This is a genomic window from uncultured Paraglaciecola sp. (assembly GCF_937123705.1).
Lineage (GTDB): Bacteria > Pseudomonadota > Gammaproteobacteria > Enterobacterales > Alteromonadaceae > Paraglaciecola.
Genome location: NZ_CAKZKO010000037.1, coordinates 100,636 through 120,686 on the forward strand (window position 1 = coordinate 100,636; position 20,051 = coordinate 120,686).

18 protein-coding genes are annotated in these 20,051 nt (G+C 41.1%); 7 read left to right on the top strand and 11 right to left on the bottom strand.

Annotation, left to right across the window (positions count from 1 at the left end):
• Positions 1-11: 11 nt before the first annotated feature.
• A complete protein-coding gene (locus tag Q0688_RS05535; RefSeq protein ID WP_299073998.1) occupies positions 12-1,628 on the bottom strand; it encodes a choline dehydrogenase in 1,617 nt (538 codons plus the stop codon).
• Between the two features lie 264 nt (positions 1,629-1,892).
• On the opposite strand from Q0688_RS05535, the gene Q0688_RS05540 reads away from it, so the two are divergent.
• Positions 1,893-2,609, top strand: coding sequence for a hypothetical protein (locus Q0688_RS05540; RefSeq protein ID WP_299074000.1), 717 nt, complete (start codon positions 1,893-1,895; stop codon positions 2,607-2,609).
• Between the two features lie 45 nt (positions 2,610-2,654).
• Here Q0688_RS05540 and Q0688_RS05545 read toward each other — a convergent pair whose 3' ends face one another.
• Both Q0688_RS05545 and Q0688_RS05550 read right to left on the bottom strand, forming a co-directional pair.
• A complete protein-coding gene (locus Q0688_RS05545) occupies positions 2,655-4,103 on the bottom strand; it encodes a wax ester/triacylglycerol synthase domain-containing protein (protein ID WP_299074002.1) in 1,449 nt (482 codons plus the stop codon).
• Between the two features lie 37 nt (positions 4,104-4,140).
• Positions 4,141-4,785, bottom strand: coding sequence for a TetR/AcrR family transcriptional regulator (locus tag Q0688_RS05550; RefSeq protein ID WP_299074003.1), 645 nt, complete (start codon positions 4,783-4,785; stop codon positions 4,141-4,143).
• Positions 4,786-4,906: 121 nt separating this feature from the next.
• Between Q0688_RS05550 and Q0688_RS05555 the strand changes: the two genes are divergently transcribed.
• The gene (locus tag Q0688_RS05555; RefSeq protein ID WP_299074004.1) at positions 4,907-5,674 is read left to right on the top strand and encodes a ParA family protein; all 768 of its coding nucleotides are present in this window, start codon (positions 4,907-4,909) and stop codon (positions 5,672-5,674) included.
• On the opposite strand, the gene Q0688_RS05560 is transcribed toward Q0688_RS05555, so the two are convergent.
• Complete coding sequence (locus Q0688_RS05560) at positions 5,660-6,877, bottom strand: DUF445 family protein (RefSeq protein ID WP_299074006.1); 1,218 nt, start codon at positions 6,875-6,877, stop codon at positions 5,660-5,662. The genes Q0688_RS05555 and Q0688_RS05560 overlap by 15 nt on opposite strands.
• 227 nt (positions 6,878-7,104) lie before the next feature.
• Between Q0688_RS05560 and Q0688_RS05565 the strand changes: the two genes are divergently transcribed.
• Positions 7,105-8,577 carry a DUF3336 domain-containing protein gene (locus Q0688_RS05565; RefSeq protein WP_299074008.1) on the top strand — a complete coding sequence of 491 codons (1,473 nt, stop codon included), beginning with the start codon at positions 7,105-7,107 and terminating at the stop codon, positions 8,575-8,577.
• A 108-nt stretch (positions 8,578-8,685) separates the two neighbouring features.
• On the opposite strand, the gene Q0688_RS05570 is transcribed toward Q0688_RS05565, so the two are convergent.
• From Q0688_RS05570 to fadR, 3 genes are all read right to left on the bottom strand, one after another.
• Positions 8,686-9,246 (bottom strand): hypothetical protein, encoded by a 561-nt coding sequence (locus tag Q0688_RS05570; RefSeq protein WP_299074011.1) that lies wholly within the window; start codon positions 9,244-9,246, stop codon positions 8,686-8,688.
• 94 nt (positions 9,247-9,340) lie between these two features.
• Positions 9,341-9,694, bottom strand: coding sequence for a phasin family protein (locus Q0688_RS05575; protein ID WP_299074013.1), 354 nt, complete (start codon positions 9,692-9,694; stop codon positions 9,341-9,343).
• A gap of 235 nt (positions 9,695-9,929) precedes the next feature.
• Positions 9,930-10,640: a fatty acid metabolism transcriptional regulator FadR gene (gene fadR, locus Q0688_RS05580; RefSeq protein WP_299074015.1), complete on the bottom strand. Its 711-nt coding sequence runs from the start codon at positions 10,638-10,640 to the stop codon at positions 9,930-9,932.
• Between the two features lie 214 nt (positions 10,641-10,854).
• On the opposite strand from fadR, the gene nhaB reads away from it, so the two are divergent.
• The gene (gene nhaB, locus Q0688_RS05585; RefSeq protein WP_299074017.1) at positions 10,855-12,438 is read left to right on the top strand and encodes a sodium/proton antiporter NhaB; all 1,584 of its coding nucleotides are present in this window, start codon (positions 10,855-10,857) and stop codon (positions 12,436-12,438) included.
• A gap of 14 nt (positions 12,439-12,452) precedes the next feature.
• Positions 12,453-12,971, top strand: coding sequence for a disulfide bond formation protein DsbB (gene dsbB, locus Q0688_RS05590; protein ID WP_299074019.1), 519 nt, complete (start codon positions 12,453-12,455; stop codon positions 12,969-12,971).
• Between the two features lie 6 nt (positions 12,972-12,977).
• Here dsbB and Q0688_RS05595 read toward each other — a convergent pair whose 3' ends face one another.
• Both Q0688_RS05595 and Q0688_RS05600 read right to left on the bottom strand, forming a co-directional pair.
• Positions 12,978-13,862 (bottom strand): formate dehydrogenase accessory sulfurtransferase FdhD, encoded by an 885-nt coding sequence (locus Q0688_RS05595; RefSeq protein WP_299074022.1) that lies wholly within the window; start codon positions 13,860-13,862, stop codon positions 12,978-12,980.
• An 80-nt stretch (positions 13,863-13,942) separates the two neighbouring features.
• Positions 13,943-14,572 (bottom strand): hypothetical protein, encoded by a 630-nt coding sequence (locus tag Q0688_RS05600; RefSeq protein WP_299074023.1) that lies wholly within the window; start codon positions 14,570-14,572, stop codon positions 13,943-13,945.
• A 242-nt stretch (positions 14,573-14,814) separates the two neighbouring features.
• Here Q0688_RS05600 and Q0688_RS05605 point away from each other — a divergent pair, with 242 nt between their 5' ends.
• The gene (locus tag Q0688_RS05605; protein ID WP_299074026.1) at positions 14,815-15,294 is read left to right on the top strand and encodes a DUF4920 domain-containing protein; all 480 of its coding nucleotides are present in this window, start codon (positions 14,815-14,817) and stop codon (positions 15,292-15,294) included.
• A gap of 90 nt (positions 15,295-15,384) precedes the next feature.
• Here the strand turns inward: Q0688_RS05605 and Q0688_RS05610 are convergent, their stop codons facing one another.
• Positions 15,385-16,497 (bottom strand): DUF2855 family protein, encoded by a 1,113-nt coding sequence (locus tag Q0688_RS05610; protein ID WP_299074028.1) that lies wholly within the window; start codon positions 16,495-16,497, stop codon positions 15,385-15,387.
• A gap of 138 nt (positions 16,498-16,635) precedes the next feature.
• Here Q0688_RS05610 and Q0688_RS05615 point away from each other — a divergent pair, with 138 nt between their 5' ends.
• Positions 16,636-17,874 carry a saccharopine dehydrogenase NADP-binding domain-containing protein gene (locus Q0688_RS05615; RefSeq protein WP_299074030.1) on the top strand — a complete coding sequence of 413 codons (1,239 nt, stop codon included), beginning with the start codon at positions 16,636-16,638 and terminating at the stop codon, positions 17,872-17,874.
• Between the two features lie 36 nt (positions 17,875-17,910).
• Here Q0688_RS05615 and Q0688_RS05620 read toward each other — a convergent pair whose 3' ends face one another.
• Positions 17,911-20,010 carry an SHOCT domain-containing protein gene (locus tag Q0688_RS05620; RefSeq protein ID WP_299074032.1) on the bottom strand — a complete coding sequence of 700 codons (2,100 nt, stop codon included), beginning with the start codon at positions 20,008-20,010 and terminating at the stop codon, positions 17,911-17,913.
• Between the last annotated feature and the right edge of the window lie 41 nt (positions 20,011-20,051).

Genomic DNA, 20,051 nt, shown 5'->3' on the forward strand with positions numbered 1-20,051 from the left:
GTTTTTCATGATTATTGATATTGTTGTTTAATGAGATCAGCACAGCGCTCTGCGATCATAATAACAGGAGCATTAGTATTGCCGCCTACTAGTGTCGGCATAACCGAAGCATCAACGACCCTTAAACCCTTAACGCCTTTCACTTGAAGTTCAGAGTCCACCACTGTCATCTCGTCGTCGGTATCACCCATTTTACAGGTGCCTACTGGATGATAAATGGTTTCGGATTTTTCACGTAAAAAGGCTAAAATCTCTTCATCACTTTGTGCTTCGGGGCCAGGACCAATTTCCCAAGACTGGTACTTGTCAAAAGATGGCGCAGCTAAGATTTTTCTGGCGCGGCGCACTCCGTCTATCATCACTTTTTGGTCGTCTGGATGTTCCAGATAATTCGGGTCAATGGCCGCCAAATCAGTTGGCTTGTTGGAACGTAATCTTATTTCACCGCGACTTTTGGGATACAAACAACAAACATGGACACCATATCCATACCCAAAAGCTGTACTTCGCCCATGATTAAGCAAAATGGAGGGTAAAAAATGATATTGGATGTCGGGGATATCCCCTGCATATTGGGTTTTATCAAAGCCTCCAGCTTCTGCAACGTTACTTGTGAAAATACCTTTTCGATTAAACATATAGTTGAATGCATTGATAGCGTAACGTGGAATGAGAGACGGGGCCACGGCATAGCTATCTTTATTTTTGCATCTTTGTTGCACTATGGCATCGAGGTGATCTTGTAAATTTTGCCCTACTCCAGGCAAGTCTACTTTTGTTGCAATACTGTTTTCAGTGAGATGCGCTTTAGGCCCAATACCAGATAACATTAAAACTTGTGGTGAATTAATAGCACCTGCAGATAACAACACTTCTTTATTAGCCACCAGCTCGACAGGTTGACCATTGAGCTGCAGTTGTACACCTGTTGCCACACCATCATTAATAACAATTTTTTCAACTAATGCCTTAGTTAACACAGTCAAATTCGGCCTTTTTAACGCTGGGGTTAAATACCCCTTGGCGGCAGAGCAGCGCTGGCCGTTTTCTTGTGTCACTTGATAAAAGCCTAACCCTTCGCGCTCTTTACTATTAAAGTCTGTTACTTTGGACAAATTAGCCGCTGGGGCCGCATCCACAAAGGCATTGGACATTGGATTAGTATGGCGTAGGTCACTGACACTCAAATAACCGCTTGCGCCATGTAATTCACTTTCGCCGTGTTGCTGTTTTTCAGACTTTTTAAAATATGGTAATACCGACTGCCAATCCCAGCCCTTAGCGCCTAACTCACTCCACTTGTCATAATCCTCAGGCACACCTCGTATATAACACATAGCATTAAGAGAGCTAGATCCACCTAACACCTTGCCTCTTGGCCAAAACAGTGAACGATTATTAAGATGTGATTGCGGCTCTGTATCGTACTCCCACCCTAATTTGGTCAAACGAGAAAGAAAAGCCAAGCCAAAGGGAATATGAATAAAGGGGCTTTTGTCTTTACCACCGGCTTCAATTAAACACACACTAAACTGACTGTTTTCAGTGAGTCGCGCCGCTAAAGTGGCACCAGCAGATCCGGCGCCAATAATAATAAAATCGAATTGTGTTTGAGATAATTTTTGCATGAAGTTTAATACTTAATTGAACTAAAAATAATAGCGTGTGTTGTGCTTAAAAACGCTGTTGCACTAGCATTGTCTAGAGTGATATTAACCACAGCACTGCTCGGATGTCATACCAGTTAGTGTATCAAAAAAGCTATCTTAATGTTACTTTCCTGTAAACTTTAACTTTAATCAGCTGCATAAATTTAAACAATAAAATTCAATTAGTTATAAAATGTGACTAGCAAAACGCATTATCATAAATATTGATGGAGAAGCATTAACTTGGGCGCCCAATCTATTAAAACATCCTTACGTTTGTTTACTGCCAAGTGCCTGATTCGTTTTAGGCGTCTCACTTATGTGGACTATACCGTAGCGGAAATTAGCGAACTTATTGCGCCCCACTTGCCTGTTACTTTGCCTATTTCGGTGCCAAGAGGTGATGGTCAAGTTAGCCTTACAAAAATCAATATATCCATGCCATTTGATGCCGATTATATTCAAGCTGAAGTCTTGGGTAATATCCACATTAGCTATCTCGCTAACCCCATTTATCGCGCTCATGTGGTGTTAGTGGTACAAGCCAAGCCCGAATATGATAATCAAAGCAAAAGCGTACGTTTGGTTGACATTAAGGTGACAGATATTCATATGTTAAACGATGAATACTCGATCCTTAAAGATACCTCTAATTTGCTTAATTTATTGGTTCCAAGCCCGGTGGCGTCAATAGTATCTGGCACCATGAAAACCGCCTTTAACCTAATGACAGGTACCACAACCTCTGAAGCAACACATTACTTAGAGGTCTATTTAAGTGGCAGCAAACAAAAGGTATTGGATTACCATAAACCTCAAATCGAAAAAATTATTGTTGATTTAGCCGCTGCTGAAGATATGCAGTACAGCTTAGACAAGCACGACTTCGAAGAGGGCCTATTTATGCAATACGGCAAAAAGGTAGTGGTTGAACAAGGCAATGTTCGTTTTAAATTTTAAGTTGAACATTACACGCTCGTCCCAACACCTTTTTAGCATTTAAAATTAATGATGAAATGACCCATCTTCAACAATTGAAACATGCTCTTCATTTACCCTTTCGCCAATGTCTTCGATATTCAAACTAGGATCGTCGATACATTGCTCCAACATATCAAACGCCTCGATGCAATATTGGGCCAATGGCTCTAAGCTATTAATATTTTGATTACAACACACAAAACCTATGTTGGCCTGCCCTTGGTAGCTCACCATAGTAATGTTGACACCTCCACCTGGGGTGATAGTAGAAATAGGGTAACTGGCCAATAACTGGCTATCTTTAAAATACATGGTCTCCCTAGGACCTGGCATATTCGATACCAACAGGTTAGCAATAGGTTTAACCCAATTAGACAAACCCAGCATTTCAAATAAAGTGGCATAACTTTGAATCAATAAGGTGTAATAACTAAAAGAAGCAGGGTGTGAGGCTTTTGCCGCCTTGGTTACTATACGATGATTAGCAATAATTTCTCTGAGTCTTAAGTAAGGATCGGTTTGCCCATGAGCCAGCTCTACCGGCACTATAGCAATTTGATTGCCGTAACTGACTTCACCGGCTTTACGCAGATTAATCGGCATATTGGTATACAAGGCTTTTTCAAAGGTCTGGCCATAATCGCTGAGTTGTTGGTGCACCGCTATATCGAACACAGATAACATTACCTCATTGGCCGAGGCTCGTAGGCGTTTACTCAGTTTTTGAATGCGCCCAAAATCCATATTCAGGGTGGCCACAGCGCGGCCTTTTTTAACTTGCCCAGTCAGCACAGTTTTAGTGCCACTAAAAGGCAAAGGCATGTAGTTTTGGTTGATTCTAAGCAATTTAAAAAGTAGCCGACACAAAATCCAGACAAGATCTTTAGTGGCAATAAGCATATCCCATAATCCACCAAAAACAGCTTTAAAAAAGGGCGGTTTAGGGCGCGTCTTTTGACTCCGGTCCATTGCCCAAACGGGTGTGAATTCATTAGGCTCAGGGCTTTGGCTATACCCCGCTTGAAACCACCGTATCAGGGTACTGCCATCTCCGCACATATGATGAATTTTGATATAAATGGCAAATTGTTCGGTATTATGGTCTTTAATTAAATGGTATTGCCACAAGGGCTTATCTCGGTCTAACCAAGGTTCGTGTAAGCTGGCAACAAAGTTATCTAAGCTCGGCCTATCACTCAAATCATCAATAGTATGCAGTTGCACGTGGTACTGCATATCTAACTGCTCAACAGGTACAAATTTAACAGGGTAGCCTAGTACCCTTTTAACCCGGCAATTAAAAGGGGCGGTAGCTTGCTCGAAGCTGCGCATCTGTGCCAGTAACTTATCAACATAATCATTGTCGGCATTGGCTGGCATTTTTAACAACTGAATGGTGGCCACATGTTTTGGGTTATCTTCAGACTCAGTGATCCAAAATGTTTTATCTAGAAAGGTTAATTTTTTGCTCAATTCGCTATCCCTTTACCCAGTTCTTATTGATTTATTGTTACTCAGAAAACGCGCGGTTTACTATGGCTTCTTGCAAACGCTGTAGTTCACCTTGTTCAACTTTAATATAAGGCAATAAAGCAAACAAAATGGCTGACAAACTCTTGTACAGATATTCATCATCATTAATGTCATGGCCCTTTAATGAGTAATAATTTCCAGCCTGACTAAATACCAAACCAATAATTTCAACCATTTGCTGACACTGCCCTGGCGAAGCCGAAATAGTGCCTTGCTCTTCAAATGCCGCCAATAATTCTGTCACACAACGCTGTTGTGCGGCCATTAATTTAATAAAACCTTTATGCACACTTGGATATTTATCGGTTAAATCTGTGGGGTTGCGGTATAAAAACCGAAATAAATGATTTTTCTCAATGATCAGATAAAGATAATAAAAAAAATCTTCAATGCTTAGGGCAGTATCTGCATCTTTACTTGGAGCATCAATGATAGCCCGCATTTGCTCTTGATAGAGTTCAAATAGCGCCGCCACTATGACTTCTTTACCCTTAAAATGATAATACAAGTTGCCTGGGCTGATATCTAATTCCATGGCAATTTCTACACTACTGACATTGCTTTCGCCTTGTTGATTAAAGATATCAAGGGCAGTTACCAGTATACGTTCAGCCGTTTTCATTTTATTATCACCCATATGTGATGGAGCATGTTGTATCATTCCACACTGCAAGCATGATGTGCAAGTGTTTGAAAATAAGGCTTTTGTTTTTAAACATTATACCAACCGAATAGGACAACTAATGATAAGAGTATTGTTTAATAAAAAAGGGGGCGTAGGTAAGTCAAGTCTAGCGGTAAACTTGGCAGCTATTTCCGCGACCCAAGGATACAAAACCTTACTCATAGATTTGGATACCCAGTGCAACAGCACCGCTTATCTAAATGTGACAGATTTGCCTAAAGACAGCAGCATCGCCGATTTATTTGAGCAAACCATTACTTTTCATTTGCATCGCCGCCCTGCCAGTGAGTTTTGTCATGGCACCCAGGTTGAAAATCTGGATATTATTGCCGGATCAGCGCGTTTATCTGAGCTAGAAAGCGAGTTAGACAGCAGGCATAAAATTTATAAACTACGAGAAGCCTTAGCCTCGTTAACCGACAGCTATGATAATATTTTTATCGATACCGCGCCGGCGCTTAACTTTTACAGTATGTCGGCCCTTATAGCCGCGCAGCGCTGCCTCATTCCTATTGATTGCGACGATTTTGCACGGCAAGGCTTATATAGTTTGCAGCAAAAAATTGCTGAAATTAAAGAAGATCACAACGAAGATTTAGAAATAGAAGGGATCATTGCCAATCAATATATGAGCAACGCCAACTTACCCAAACAAATCGTTAATGAGTTGATTGCTGAAGGGTTTCCTGTGTTATCAGCATATATCGGGCAGTCAGTTAAAATGCGCGAGTCTCATCAAGCCAAGAAACCCCTTATTGTAATGGCCCCTAAACATAAATTAACCCAATCGTTGCTGGGAATTTTTGAGTTATTACATAAAGACTAAGTATAACTGCATAAAACCCGCGCCCATGCCTAAAACCGCGCCTGTAACTATGAGCTTCCATTCGTCGGCTTCGTAGGCTGGGCGCAACACCCCCTCAAACTCTTCTGGCGATAAGGCCTGCATTCGCTCGCATAAATCGTCGCCTATGCGTAGGGCTTTATTGGTGTATTCGTAGGCATAAGCTAAATATTTTTCTGAGTCGGTAAAAATACGCTGGGTAGTGAGTTCTTTCATTTTGTAATAGGAATCCGAGCCAATACCTAAAGCAAAATAAGGCTGGGCGATGGCCACATATCTTTCGATGGCGTCGTTAACGTGCAATTCAATCAATTCCAACAACTGGCCTGATCCCGAACCATGTACGGCGATTTCCATAATATTTTTAGAGGTCATTAATTTAGACTCAATAATATCTGAATACACCCGAGATACTTCTTTCTGACGTTTTAAAAACATGCCCTGAATAGTAAAGCCCATAAATTTAATGGGATGTTTAGGCTCAAAAATGATCTTCAACGCAATCCAATTGGTGGCATAACCTACAATCAAGCCCCCTACAGGTAATACCCACCAAGTAGGATAAAACGCCCACACCAACATAGTGGGCACACCAAACAAAAAGCCAAAATAAAACCCGGACTTTTCGATAAAAGGAAACTCTTTCTCGCCCGACTTAAGGAAAATCTCATTGATAAGCTCAGGAGCATTTACCAATTGCTCCACCACCAATTCTTTGATATCAACAATTTCTTCTATGTTGTACTTAAAGTCATCCACCATTTTAGTGACAACATTGGGCATATCAGCTTCTACCCGGGCATACACCAAATTCTTACCATGGACCGGCAGAGACGCCCAAAGCTGCGGAGCAGATTGTTTCATTACATCATTGATGATAGTGCGAATAGTTTGTTTAAGCCGTCTTTGTATCGCCTTAGTCAATTCAACGGGATCGATACGCTCGGCTAACTCTTGCACACTAAGTAATTTACCTAATACCAATTCAACTTCAATCTCCGCCATTTCTTGGCGTTTGGCAGGAATTAAACCTTGCCACCCTAATAAGGGTTTGATGCCTATAAACTCAATAGGATAAAACATCATTTTGACTGCAAGAAAATTAGTAGACCAACCCACTATCGCGCTAATAAAAGGAATAGATAGCAAAGGAAGATGGGTAATAAGTTGATCAAATATTTGCATAAAAAGCAGGTGCGCCTAGTTATTATTGTTATTAGGTCTAAACAGACTAATTAAGAGGCTAACTATTGGAATTAGAATGGTCAATCTAAAAATGCCTTAGGATGCACATTATACCTATAAAACCCTTATAAATTACCTGATAACAATGATTGCGAGCTAAACATTGGGTAGCAATTTCTAATTATTTACGGTTATATCACATCAGATTAGTAAATTAAGAGACATACATGGCGAACCCCTCCCTTTCAGAATTGCAAAACATCATGAAACACGCCGATTCTTACGAAGAATATCAAGAAGCCGCTCAAGCTTATGACGAATTGTCTGGCGCGCAAATATGGAAGGCCAAAGATACCAGTAAAGATTATGACTATCGCCTTATACGTAAACGTGTACAGCGTATTAAGCAGGCTAGGCTCAGTGGTGACGCTGATGGCCTTATGTATATTTTACATGAAGGATTACACGGTAATTTGGGTAATATTGCATCTTCTGCATTAAACCAGCATAGCAAACTGGGCACTAAGCATCTTATCGAAGAATTTATTCAAGAGGTCTGTAGCGCTTTAGATTTCATCTATCAAGCTGATGAAAATGTCATCGACTTTTATGAAAAATTGTCATTTTTTGAAGAAACCGCTCAGGCATTTGGCAGCAGTTGCTTAATGTTAAGCGGTGGTGCCGGCCTTGGCTTTTTTCATTGTGGCGTCATTAAGTCCTTAGTCGAACATGATTTACTGCCTGAAGTGATATCAGGTGCCAGCGCAGGCTCCATCATAGCTGCATTAGTCGGCACTCGTACCGATGATGAACTTCTAGAGGTGATCCAACCAGAAATCATCCAACAAAAATTCAAGCAGTGGCGGCTCTGGCAAGGCTTTGGCAAAGACAGTTTGCTCGATAGCAGCAACCTTGAAAATGCGCTGATTGAATTATTCGACTTAACCACCTTTGAAGAAGCCTTCGAGAAGACCGGACGACATATCACTATTACTGTGTCTGGGGCAGAGTTGCACCAACATTCCCGTTTGTTAAACGCTAAAACTTCACCCAATGCTATTATTACTCAGGCAGTGCGCGCCTCAACCGCCATCCCAATACTATTTAAGCCGGTGCAACTTAAGGCTAAAAATAGAGCCAATGAGGTTGTACCTTATATACCTAACCGCCGCTTTGCCGATGGCTCGATTATGGCGGATTTGCCCTTTGATCGTTTAGCCCGCATTTATGGCGTGAATCATAGTATTGTCAGTCAAACCAATTTGATTGCTGTACCTTTTCTAGCTAGAGATAAAAGAGATACCACTGGTATTATAGGGTTAACGTGGCGCTACGCGGCAAAAATAGCCAAAGTAAACAGTATCTATGCCTTTGACATGCTCGAAAATATTATTAGTCATCGCGCCGCCAGACTAGGCATTCACAAAGTACGCTCGGTGATTGATCAACAATATGTAGGCGACATCAATATCTTACCTAGTGCCAGCTTGGCTAACCTTAAACATATTGGCTCAAATCCAAGTTTAAAAAGTATTCAAGAGCTCATCCACCATGGTGAGCGTGCTACCTGGCCGCAGTTAGATTTAATCAAACGTAACACCATGATCAGTAAAACAATCAGAGATTACTTACGCAAGTTAAAACAACGAGAAGCAAGATTACTGAGTGACCATAATGGTTTACGTGTAGTTAATAGCTGATAGCTAATACAAGTTGTCAAATCAGATGCATAAAAAAAGGCCACTAAATCTAGTGGCCTTATTAACAATAGTAAAATTGAAAGGGGTTTAAAATTTTACTCGTTAATTCTAATCGTTTGCTTTCGCTGCTTTTGTTGCCGCCTTTGCAGGTGCTTTAGAGGCTACACGTTTAGCAGCGGGTTTAGCTGCTGACTTAGCAGGCTTTTTGCTAGCTGTTTTAGCGGCTGTCGCTTTAACTTTAGGTTCTGCCGATTTGGTTGCCGAAGCTTTTGCCGTTGTTTTTTTAACTGCCTTAACTGGTGCTTTCTTTGGGGTGCTTGCATTGCTCTCAGCTAACTGTTGCTGCGCAAGTTTAGCCACTACTTCAATTAAGCTGTCAACTCGTTGTGTTAATGCATCAATTTGTTGATCACGGCTGTCATTGCCGAATCCCAACTTTGCGCGAAGCGCTGAAATTTTGTTTTGTAACATTATTCTTGCCTCCAATTTTGCTTGTATTTGCGTTTCAAGTGACTCACCTTTTTCCAGTAAACCATTGACGAATGCTGAACCATCAACAAATATTTGATCGAATTTATTCGCTGCTTTGTCACGTCCGCTGTCGTAGACACCTACCCCTGCTAACAAAGTTTTATGGGCGAAAGATAGCGTTTTTTTAGCCGTACTCATGTTAATTCTCCAGATATCCGGCCTCAGCCAATACAAGATTAAAAACCCCTAACGCAGGCGAGTAAATTTAGGCCTGCGTTAAGTTTTCAGACAATTACTTTGCAGCTAATTTTGCCACTGCATCGGTAAGTGCATCAATTTTTGCAGATAACTCTTCTACTTTCTGATCGGCGCTAACTTTGTCTAAACCCAGTTTCTGACGTACTTCTGCTACGCGGGTTTCCACTTTGTCTTTTACTTGGAATTTGTCTTTGGCTTCAGATTCAATTTTAGAACCTTTAACCACTAATTCTTCAAACAACTTAGTTGCTTCGGCACTCATTTTTTCGTAACGGCCTTGAGCTTCGTCAAAACTTTTACCGTAAGCACCTAAACCAGCAAGCCAGATGTTGCGTGCAAATTCTTCTGCTTCAGTTACTTTGCCTTTGATTGAATCTAATTTAGTCATGGGTGTTTCCTCAATTAATTTAGTGGTACTACTTGAATTGAGGCTAGATTAAAGAAATGAATTAGAATCCGCATACTAATTGAGCGTTTTTTTTTGAGGTTTGTTTTGTTGAAATTTTAAACAATTGATAAATAAGAGGTTTTAACTTTAGGCTGTCGAAATAAAAAATAAACTGACTAACGACTGCGTTAGCCAAATTTGAATTCTACAATGGAAAAATAGAAGATGTTGTCGACTAATCCACTAAACCTTTTGGCATATCTGCCCTTAATTCTTGCCAAATCTTACCGCTTTCTATGCCATAGTTTCTGATCACTACTGGAACCCGTTCAAAGTCACCTTCTTCTGCAAGTGCTAATAGCTGCTTGTAATAGTCACGGGTTAAGTCTCTAGATTTTTGATTCGAGAAATAATAACCACCTATACGTGAATATAACCCTCTAAAACCATTCATCATTAACACATAAACTGGATTACCAGACGAGGTAGCTAAATCATGGTTAAGTTGATAATCTCGTTGTGCAAAGGTCTTACCCTCATCCGGCACGTCGGCATATTGTTTTAATATGTCTATGGCTTTTTGTTGTTGATTACGAATTGCGCCGCGGATAAACACCGCACTTAAATTCGTTCTGGCTGCCAACAAGTGATCGACAAGCTCAGGAATACCGTCTTCATCGAGCCGAGCTAAGGTTTCTAAAATATTAAGTCCAGACGTTTCCCAGAAATTGTTCACTTTAGTGGGCTTTCCATGCTTTATAGTCAACCAACCATCCCGAGCCAAACGCTGCAATACTTCTCGTAACGTTGTACGGGTGACACCTATCAGTTCGGATAATTCACGTTCGGCTGGAAGAATAGTGCCGGGGGGGAAACGGCCACTCCAGATTGATTCAACTATATATTCTTCAGCGAATCCTGCCGGGCTTTGTGCCTTGTATATCATCAACCACTCACTTCGTTTGTTATTATTTTTGTCATTATTGTCGACTGATTGTACCAGATGATTTTTGTGGGTAACAAGTAAACTTTGAGTTGCTAACAAAGTATTCACAAAAAGTAGACAAAATTTACCTAAATGTTTGCTAACTATGGGATTTTACGATTATTTTTGGGTACACTTAGGCAATAATCATAATATTCAGCAAGGAATTTTTCTTATGCAGATGTCAATACCTCAAGCGGTAGCAGCCAACTTTTTGGGTAAAGCGCCAACTTGGTACAAGCAGGCGATAATCGCCTTTCTTATCCTCAACCCCATTTTATTTATTTTAAATCCTTATATGGCTGGTTGGGCACTAGTACTAGAATTTATCTTTACGTTAGCTATGGCATTAAAATGTTATCCACTGCAACCTGGTGGATTATTGTTGATGCAAGCAATGTTTATTGGCATGACCACCCCAGAACATATGAAACATGAAATGGTGGTGAATATTGAGGTTATTTTATTGCTAGTCTTTATGGTGGCTGGCATTTACTTTATGAAAGGGTTATTGCTTTATCTTTTCACTAAATTATTGATAAAACTAGAAAACAAGATTGCCTTATCTATTGCTTTCGCCGCGTCGTCGGCGGTTTTATCCGCCTTTTTAGATGCGCTAACGGTAGTGGCCGTTATTATTACCGTAGGCTTAGGGTTTTATTCTATCTACCACAAAGTAGCATCAGGAAAAGACTTTCATTCTGAGCATGATCACTCCCATGATGACGAAGTCTCTAACCCCAACCGAAATGATTTAGAAGACTTCAGGGCTTTTTTACGTAACCTAATGATGCACGCAGGCGTAGGTACTGCCCTTGGTGGTGTTATGACTATGGTAGGTGAGCCACAAAATCTGATTATCGCCGATAAAGCCGGTTGGGACTTTGTGGAGTTCTTTATTCGTATGTCGCCTATCACAATCCCAGTATTCTTTGCGGGTTTAGCCACCACCTTTGTTGTAGAAAAATTTAAGCTGTTTAGTTACGGTGCGCAATTACCCCCAGTCGTTCGCCAAATATTGACCGACTACGACAAAGATGTTGAGTCCAACTTAACGACTCAAGACAAAGCCAGATTAGCGGTACAGGGCTTAATAGCTGTGTGGTTAGTAATAGGCTTGGCTGGACATTTAGCTGCGGTAGGACTAATAGGCCTGTCTATTATTGTTTTGTCGACTTCAATGAGCGGCGTTATTGACGAACACTCTATTGGTAAAGCATTCGAAGAGGCACTTCCTTTTACCGCTTTGTTATGTGTATTTTTTGGCGTAGTGGCGGTGATTATCGACCAAGGGTTATTTAGCCCTGTCATTAATTGGGTATTAACCTTTGAAGGTAAAACACAACTGGTGATGTTCTATTTGGCCAACGGTTTATTATCTATGGTCAGTGATAATGTGTTTGTTGGCTCGGTGTATATTACAGAAGTAACAGCTGCACTAAATAGCGGTGCAATCACTCGTGATCAATTTGATATGTTAGCAGTGGCTATTAATACCGGCACTAATTTACCTAGTGTGGCTACGCCTAATGGTCAAGCAGCCTTCTTATTCTTACTAACGTCGGCTATTGCGCCGCTGCTTAGATTGTCATACGGCACTATGGTGTATATGGCGTTGCCTTACACTGTGGTATTAACACTGGTAGGTTTGGCCGCCACTTACTTTGGCTTATATGATTTAACAGACTGGTTGTACCAAATGCACCTGATTGAGCACCATACAGGTGTAATACCTAATGGTGCAGCAGCACCCCACTAAGAGGATTTAAGTCTTTGTTAAGTTATTTATCATCTATGCCTACAAGTAAACGTGCTTGGGGGCTGTTGTTTGGCTCTGCCTTATGTTTAGAAATTGCAGCTTTGTACTTTCAACATGTAGCAGATCTACGCCCTTGCATTATGTGCATTTACCAGCGTACCGCCGTATTTGGTATTATGTTTGCGGCACTGCCTGCGATGATAATCAACAACCTTATCACGCGGCTCATTGGCTATGTTGGGTGGGCGATTTCGGCGATTTGGGGGTTTATTATTGCTTACGAGCATGTGGACATTCAAACTGCCGTGAATCCGTTTTTTGCCACTTGTGAATTTGTGCCTAACTTCCCATCTTGGGCACCTTTACATCAATGGCTGCCGAATATTTTTGGGGCAACAGGCGATTGCGGAAATATCGATTGGTCTTTTATGGACATGAGCATGCCCCAATGGATGATGGTTATCTTTGCTATTTATACTGTTATTTTAGCGTTTATCCTCACCAGTAGGCTATGGGTTAATCGCAGTCTTTAGTTGAATTCAAGCCACCCTATGGGTGCTTGAATACACATTAAACTCAGTTATATCATCTGAAGATTTAACAAAACCAATTAGACATATGTCGCAATCTTTAGCTAACTCTATGGCTAAGCTAGAAGGAGCGCCCAAAGCAATAATAAACCCTAGGTTCGCCATTGCAGCCTTTTGTACTAGCTCAAAACTGGCTCTTGAACTTAACACCACACCTAAAACTAAATTATCCGGACAATTTTCAACCGCTAACAAGTGTTCATTAGCCCCTATTAGTTTATCTAAGGCGTTATGCCTACCGATATCTTCACGCACATCTAATAATTGCCAAGACTGATCAAATAATCCCGCCCCATGAGTGCCGCCTGTTTGATTGAATATGATTTGTTTATATCGCAATTGCTGAGTTAATGAATGGATGGCGGTAATGGGCAGCAAAGATGTTTGAGAGTAGGTGATAACAGGTTGCGATCTTTTATCTAAAATATTTTCGATACTTTGCTGGCCACAAACGCCGCACGCTGAATTCATGACTTCAACTCTTTGGTATGCCGTCAAATCAACATTTGCATCTACAGCCAAATGAACTTGCACTCTATTAGTTGGCTGCTCCTTTAATCGTCCAGTGCCTGTATGCTTGATAGAAAGAATGTTTGAGCCGTTTTGAATGGCTCCACTTGATAACAACCAGCCTCTTACTAAGTTCAGATCATCACCAGGTGTGCGCATAGTAGTAAATAATAATGTCAAAGATGCACTAGGATAAGCAGAAAGCCATATTTCCAAAGGCTCTTCGGTTACAACGCAATCGTCACGCTCAAACGGGTTAGACTGGGCGTCACTGTTAGTAGACTGGATAACCTTAGTTATCGAAAATTGTTTGGTGGCAGGCAAATTAAGGCTTTAACAGAAATACAATGGGCACTAAGCTACCTCAGCAATGCTCAGGGGTAAAGCAGCGTTCACCAAAACAATCACTTACTTCGCTGTATTTTGTCCATTAAAAATTGAGAATGACCTTGGGAATAGAACGCTGAACCTTTGTCAGATAAAAGAAACTGATTCTGTTGTGTCACCACTAAGCGGGCATCTTTTAGAAAATCGACTAGCTGCTCTTCGGGCATATCTTCTGACTTGTAAACAGCGGCTTGCTGTTTAGCCTGTCCCCATTCAACGAATTGCGACAACTTAGCGGTTTGCTGTACCAAAGTATTTAAGCGGGTATCTTTGTCGAAGTATTGTTGCAGAGCCTGAGTCGATTTTGTATCCCCAGCTACCAGCAACTTATCATCTTCAATTGATATCGCTACCTCAGAGGAAAGATCAAAGTTTTTCGCCAGCTCTGCAATTTCTCTGTTTAGCTTTTGACGATTAAACTGAAAATAATTGTCAACCGTGTTCAGGTCGATATCAATTTCACCTTTTTCCAAAAGTGCTAACGTTTCGTCAAATTTTCCTGTGTGTAAGCCACTCTCCAACACATCAATGCTACCGCTAATATCTCTATCAACATTCTGAGCTAGTCCTTGCAATACTTCATCTGACTGACTGTTTGAGCCGATATAGTTAAATAGTGATAATGCTTTGTTGTTGATTTCTATCATAGAGTTTGAAGACACTTTTGATGAATTTGCATTGGCTACAGCAATTTACAAGCCAGCTTTCATAAAAACAAAATATCATAAAATTCAACAAGATATAAAATATAAACCTGCGTTTTGCTGTTATCTGAGGTTTTTAATGGCAGAAGCGGCAACCCTTTGCCAACTGTTTGCTTTGTAGCCGAGCATTCAGTAACCTGAGCGATACATTCGGCCAACCATTCAAACCATCAATGGAAAAACATATGAAATTCTTGCTTACCCCTTTACTCGGCTTTACCCTTAGTTTCAGTGTGTTTGCCGATACCATAAGATTATCGACACCTGTGGCGCAAGACGCTCAAAGCGAAACCTTTGGCGTTAAACTTAATAGCTCCTTGCCTAAATTGAGTATGGCTAACCTTGCAACTGAATCGGCTACTCACTTAGCCAAACCATTTCAAGTTGAAGCCAGAATAGCCAAAGTGTGCCAAAAGAAAGGTTGTTTTTTTATTGCCCAACAAGATGAACATATTTTACGGGTATCGTTTCGGGATTATGGCTTTTTTATTCCCACCGACAGTAGCGGCAAAACCGTTACTCTTGCTGGCGAGCTAATCAAAAAAAATCTTAGCCTAGAACAAGCAACCCATTTTAAAGCCGACTTAAAAAGCGAAACAAATCTGCTTAAAGCAGGTGTAGTGTATGAGATTGTGGCGGATAGTGTGAAAATTCCTCGCAGCTAGTTAAGGCAAAATTCTACTTTTCATCCGATATAGAACACAAACAAATGGGCGTTATCCACGAAGAAAACGCCCACTGAGTGTTTTTCAAATTTAAAATTTCAGCACATTAATTTCAGCGTTATTTAACTTATTCTCTAGGCCGGTATGAAATAGCGCTTCAATGGCTTTAACCCCTGAGTATTCTGCCACTGCCACTTTATCATTCATATGTAGGGCAAAACTTTGCCAAGCACTGGCGTAACGCTCTGCAAAGCCAGCATGGCCCCATTCCCCGGTACGCTTTTTGATTTGACTTGGGGCAAAGAAAAACTCACTGTCTAAGTGGCCATCAGGTTTATCTTGCTGCGCATCGACATCGGTTGATCCGATCAGCACTAATTTGTCGAGCTTGTCGGCAAATTGTGTCTGTAAATTTAGTAACAGCCCTTTGTTGCCAGCGAAGTCTAATACCCAGCTAACTTGCTCTTTCCCTAACTGGGCAATGTCGTCATAACTCAGCACTTTATCGTAACAACCTAAGTCCTGGGTAAAGGCCTTATTGTTGGCAGATGTTAAGCCTATCACTTGATAATCTAGGCCACGATCCTTTTTGTGTTTCATCAACAAATGCGCCGCTCCATAAGCGGTTTTACTCGAGGCACTGGTGATTAACACTTGGGTAACGGGTGGTTTTGCCGCCATCAAGCCTTCACCGACTAAATCATCTAGCACAAAAGAAGTCATAAACAATGGACGGTAATTTAGCTGCCACACTTCCCTATCAAATTGATAACCAGGATCGCTGGCGCAACGTACATAATTGTCGTAAACAGGTGAAATACTATTACGTTTTTCACTGATATCAAAAAAGTGTGTTGGCGAGGTTTTGCCCGCAGTGATCACTAAGTGTGATGCCATAGGTAAATATCCGTAGACTTTTTCGCCCACTTTTACCTCGGGATGTTTTGACTCGCGCACCGTAGCAAAGCCCCACATAGGGACTATCCCCCAAGTGTCATCCGCCGGGAAAAATCCCCAATAGCCCATTTTGTCACCAAATACAGCATAGGTGATATTGTTGGCTGAAAAACCAAAGGCGTCACTTTCAAGCAACACTTCGTCGCTCTTGAGTTGAGCGCTTGTGAATTCTTTTTCAATAACCTTAGTGTTCTCTAGCTTGGCCTTTTCTATCCAAACTTCAGTAATATTGTATTTATTGCTCATTATATTTCGCCCTAAGTGAATGTATTCTGGTAGATTATATCGACAGACTCAGTATAAGATTTTAAACCCACGTTATAGCATCACAAATTTGAATGCTATGAAATAAATCAAGATGATTAGCTAGAAGGCCACAGAACCATGCCACAGAACACCGCAAAATTCGACATCGTAATCTTTGGTGCCAGCAGCTTTGTTGGGCAAATATTAACCCGTTATATGGTTGCGCAATTTCCCCTCGAAGGTGAACTTAAATGGGCCATTGCCGGACGCTCCCAAAGCAAGTTAGAAGAACTTAAATCATCTTTAGGCAATGCAGCACAAGATCTTGATATTTTAGTGGCCGATGCAGCAGATGAAGATAGCTTAGACGCGATGTGCGCTGCTACCCGCGTGGTAATTTCAACTGTAGGGCCTTATGCCTTATATGGCGAACCTCTAGTTAAAGCTTGTGTCACTTTAGGCACAGATTATTGCGACTTAACTGGCGAAGTGCAGTGGATTGCTAAGATGTTAGAAAGTTACGAAGAGCAAGCTAAAAAAAGCGGTGCCCGTATAGTGCATAGCTGTGGTTTTGATTCTATTCCGTCTGACTTAGGGGTGTACTTTTTACAACAACAAGCCAAACAAAAGTTTGGTGAAACCTGTAGTAGCGTAAAAATGCGAGTTAAAGCCATGAAAGGGGCGGCATCTGGCGGTACAGTGGCGAGTATGACCAATATATTTAAAGAAGTGGCCAGCGATCCTTCGCTGCGTAAAACACTTGCCAATCCCTACGCCATCTGTCCTAAGGAACATGGTAATAAAACCTATCAAGACAGTATGAACCGCCCGCAATATGACGACGACTTTAACAGCTGGGTGGCGCCTTTTGTGATGGCAGTGATCAACACCCGCATTGTACATCGAAGTAATAGTTTAATTGATGGGGGTTATAGCCAAAATTTTGAGTACAACGAAGCCATGTTAACAGGTAAAGGCATAATGGGCGGTGGCATGGCCGCGGGTGTAGGTATAGGCTTAGGTGGCTTTGCCATAGCCGCCGCTATTCCCCCAACCCGCTGGGCCATGGAGAAGTTTATTTTGCCTAAACCCGGTGAAGGCCCAAGTCCTGAGGCCCAAGAAAAAGGCTTTTATGATTTACGCTTTTATGGAAAAACCGAAACTGGCCAAGAAATTCGCTGCAAGGTAACGGGCGACCAAGATCCAGGCTATGGCTCGACGGGAAAAATGTTAGCCCAAGCCGCTGCGTGTTTAGTGCAAGACATCAGTAAAGAACAAGTACAAGGCGGTTTTTGGACGCCAGCCAGTATTTTTGGTAATAAACTAATTGAGCGCCTAGAGAGTCATGCCGGTTTAACATTTGAAACCTTAGACTGATCTTCATTATTCACAAAACCTGTTATTGCCTAAGCCTTAACTTCCTATGAGGCTTTGCAATAACTTGGTTTTCGCCGCTTTAAATTCTTCATCATTCAAATACCCCTGTTGGTGCAAATTGACTAATTTGTCCAACGAGTCCACCACACCGGTTTGTACAATTGCTTGCCCGTCCGTCATTACTTCGGCGTTTTCAGCTACTTTACTGTCTTTGCCGTCGTTATTTGTGACACTGTGGCGCTCACTTGCTTCGTTATTGGCCTTGGCCCTCGCGAGTTTTTTAGTTCGCGCTGCAAAACTCTGCCCAGGAACAGCAGTTCTAGGCGCCACACGACTTTCAGTTTCCTTAGGATTAAGGTGCTTCGAGATATTCCAACAGAGGTCAAAAAGTATGTCCACAATCTCAAAGTACTTTGAGCCAATCACCCTATTATTACCTTTTCTAAGATAGACAGATACGGGAAAATGCTCTTCCTTATTATACAAAACAATTTCAATGTGGCGGGTTATCTCATCATGCAAGGTATCACTGTATTCTTCTATAAAAATGGCGCGGATATCTTTTTCAATTTGATTGCTAAGGGCATTACCCTGTTTATCATCGATAGTGCAAATCACATTATCGTTCAACAAAATGTCACAACCAGTAATATCTTTCAGGGGGAGGCTATAGTGCTCATCTTTCTTTATACTTTTATAGAGCAATATATTTTGAGTCGTAGGCTCAAACCTATATCGAACATATTCACGGCTTAATAAATGGCCATGGGGTCGCTTTTCAGCATTTTTGCGGTACAGCAAAATCAATAGGACTAATACTGCAACCAAGATAACTATGTACAACCAATTATGAGTCGGTCCAGGCGTAGCTATGACTGTGGTCGGGGCTTCTGTCTCCTCTTGTCCAGAATAAACTAATAGTAGGGAGTACATTCTGCTGTTTTGGTGATCAAAAAGTATGATTTCACCTTGCTGATCTTGGTGAATACTCAATCCCGCATCAGTAGATAAATCCTGTGTTTCGATCAGTCCATCAAACACCGAAGATTCACCACCGATGAGTTCAAGAGAGCGAGATGTTAAATGCCATTGGCCATCAATCAATGTAAAATATACAACACTATTTCTGAGGCTAAGTATACTGCGCCCCTGATAGAGCAACATTGAAGACATGGGCTTTGCTTGTTGCCAAAGTGAGTTGGTTGGGGCTTGATTAAGCAAATCATCACCCAATTTAGTTTTACTCAACCAATGTTGCTCAGCGTTATTATGCTGAATAAATATGGATGCGTGTTCGTTCTTAGTCCAGTAAAAATCATCAATGTTTTGACCATTTAATAGCACTATTTCATTATTAATCTTAGGCTTTTTAACAAAAGGATTGGCACCAGACACAGTATAATTACGCGCCCCAAACATCAAAGGGTGAATACGTAGAATTGCCCCTGAATATAAAGGGTGCTGCTGCAACTCATCTAAATAATTGAGGGAAAAATAAAGCTGTCCATAATCCGGGTTCCATTCTTTTTGAAACGGGTCAAATGCCAGTTTTTGGATGGCACCATCCTTATTTTTTATTGGTATACGTATAATTTCTCTTTGGCTTTGAGGATCAATTTCTTGTTTCTCAAAATCATATTGCCAAGCTGTAATCACTGTTTCAAAGGTAAATTCAAAGGCAAAATTTTTGGCCTTTGGTTGTAGCAAATTACGTCTTGTTTCTGAATTGAATGTACCTGTGTGCGCTGTAAAAAAAGTGGCATAACCAGGCTTGTCTGGTTTAGTAAAACTTGGGTGAAGCGCGAAAGCGTTGAGAGACACAAACTTCTGATTTTCAAGGCTACTTGCCAAGTCCAAAATTTTCTTTTGATTATTTAAAGCGTCGCCATCAACCCAATAAAGAATCCCGCTATCTTGCGCCACAAAAAACGAATTATCCCTATTTGGGCTAGTGAGCGGTTCTAACCATAAAGCCTCAGTACTGACATCTTTAATCTCACTTAAATCGACAATCAGTTTCAACTGGTATTCGGCTGCAAACACACTAGGTGCTAACAACAACGTACAGATCGCTATAGTCAAATAAACACTATGCAAAAATTTTTCTTGAAAACTAATAACTAGGTGACTATTCATCAAAAGCTTAATTATCCTAAATGAGAACTTATGGCAATTCC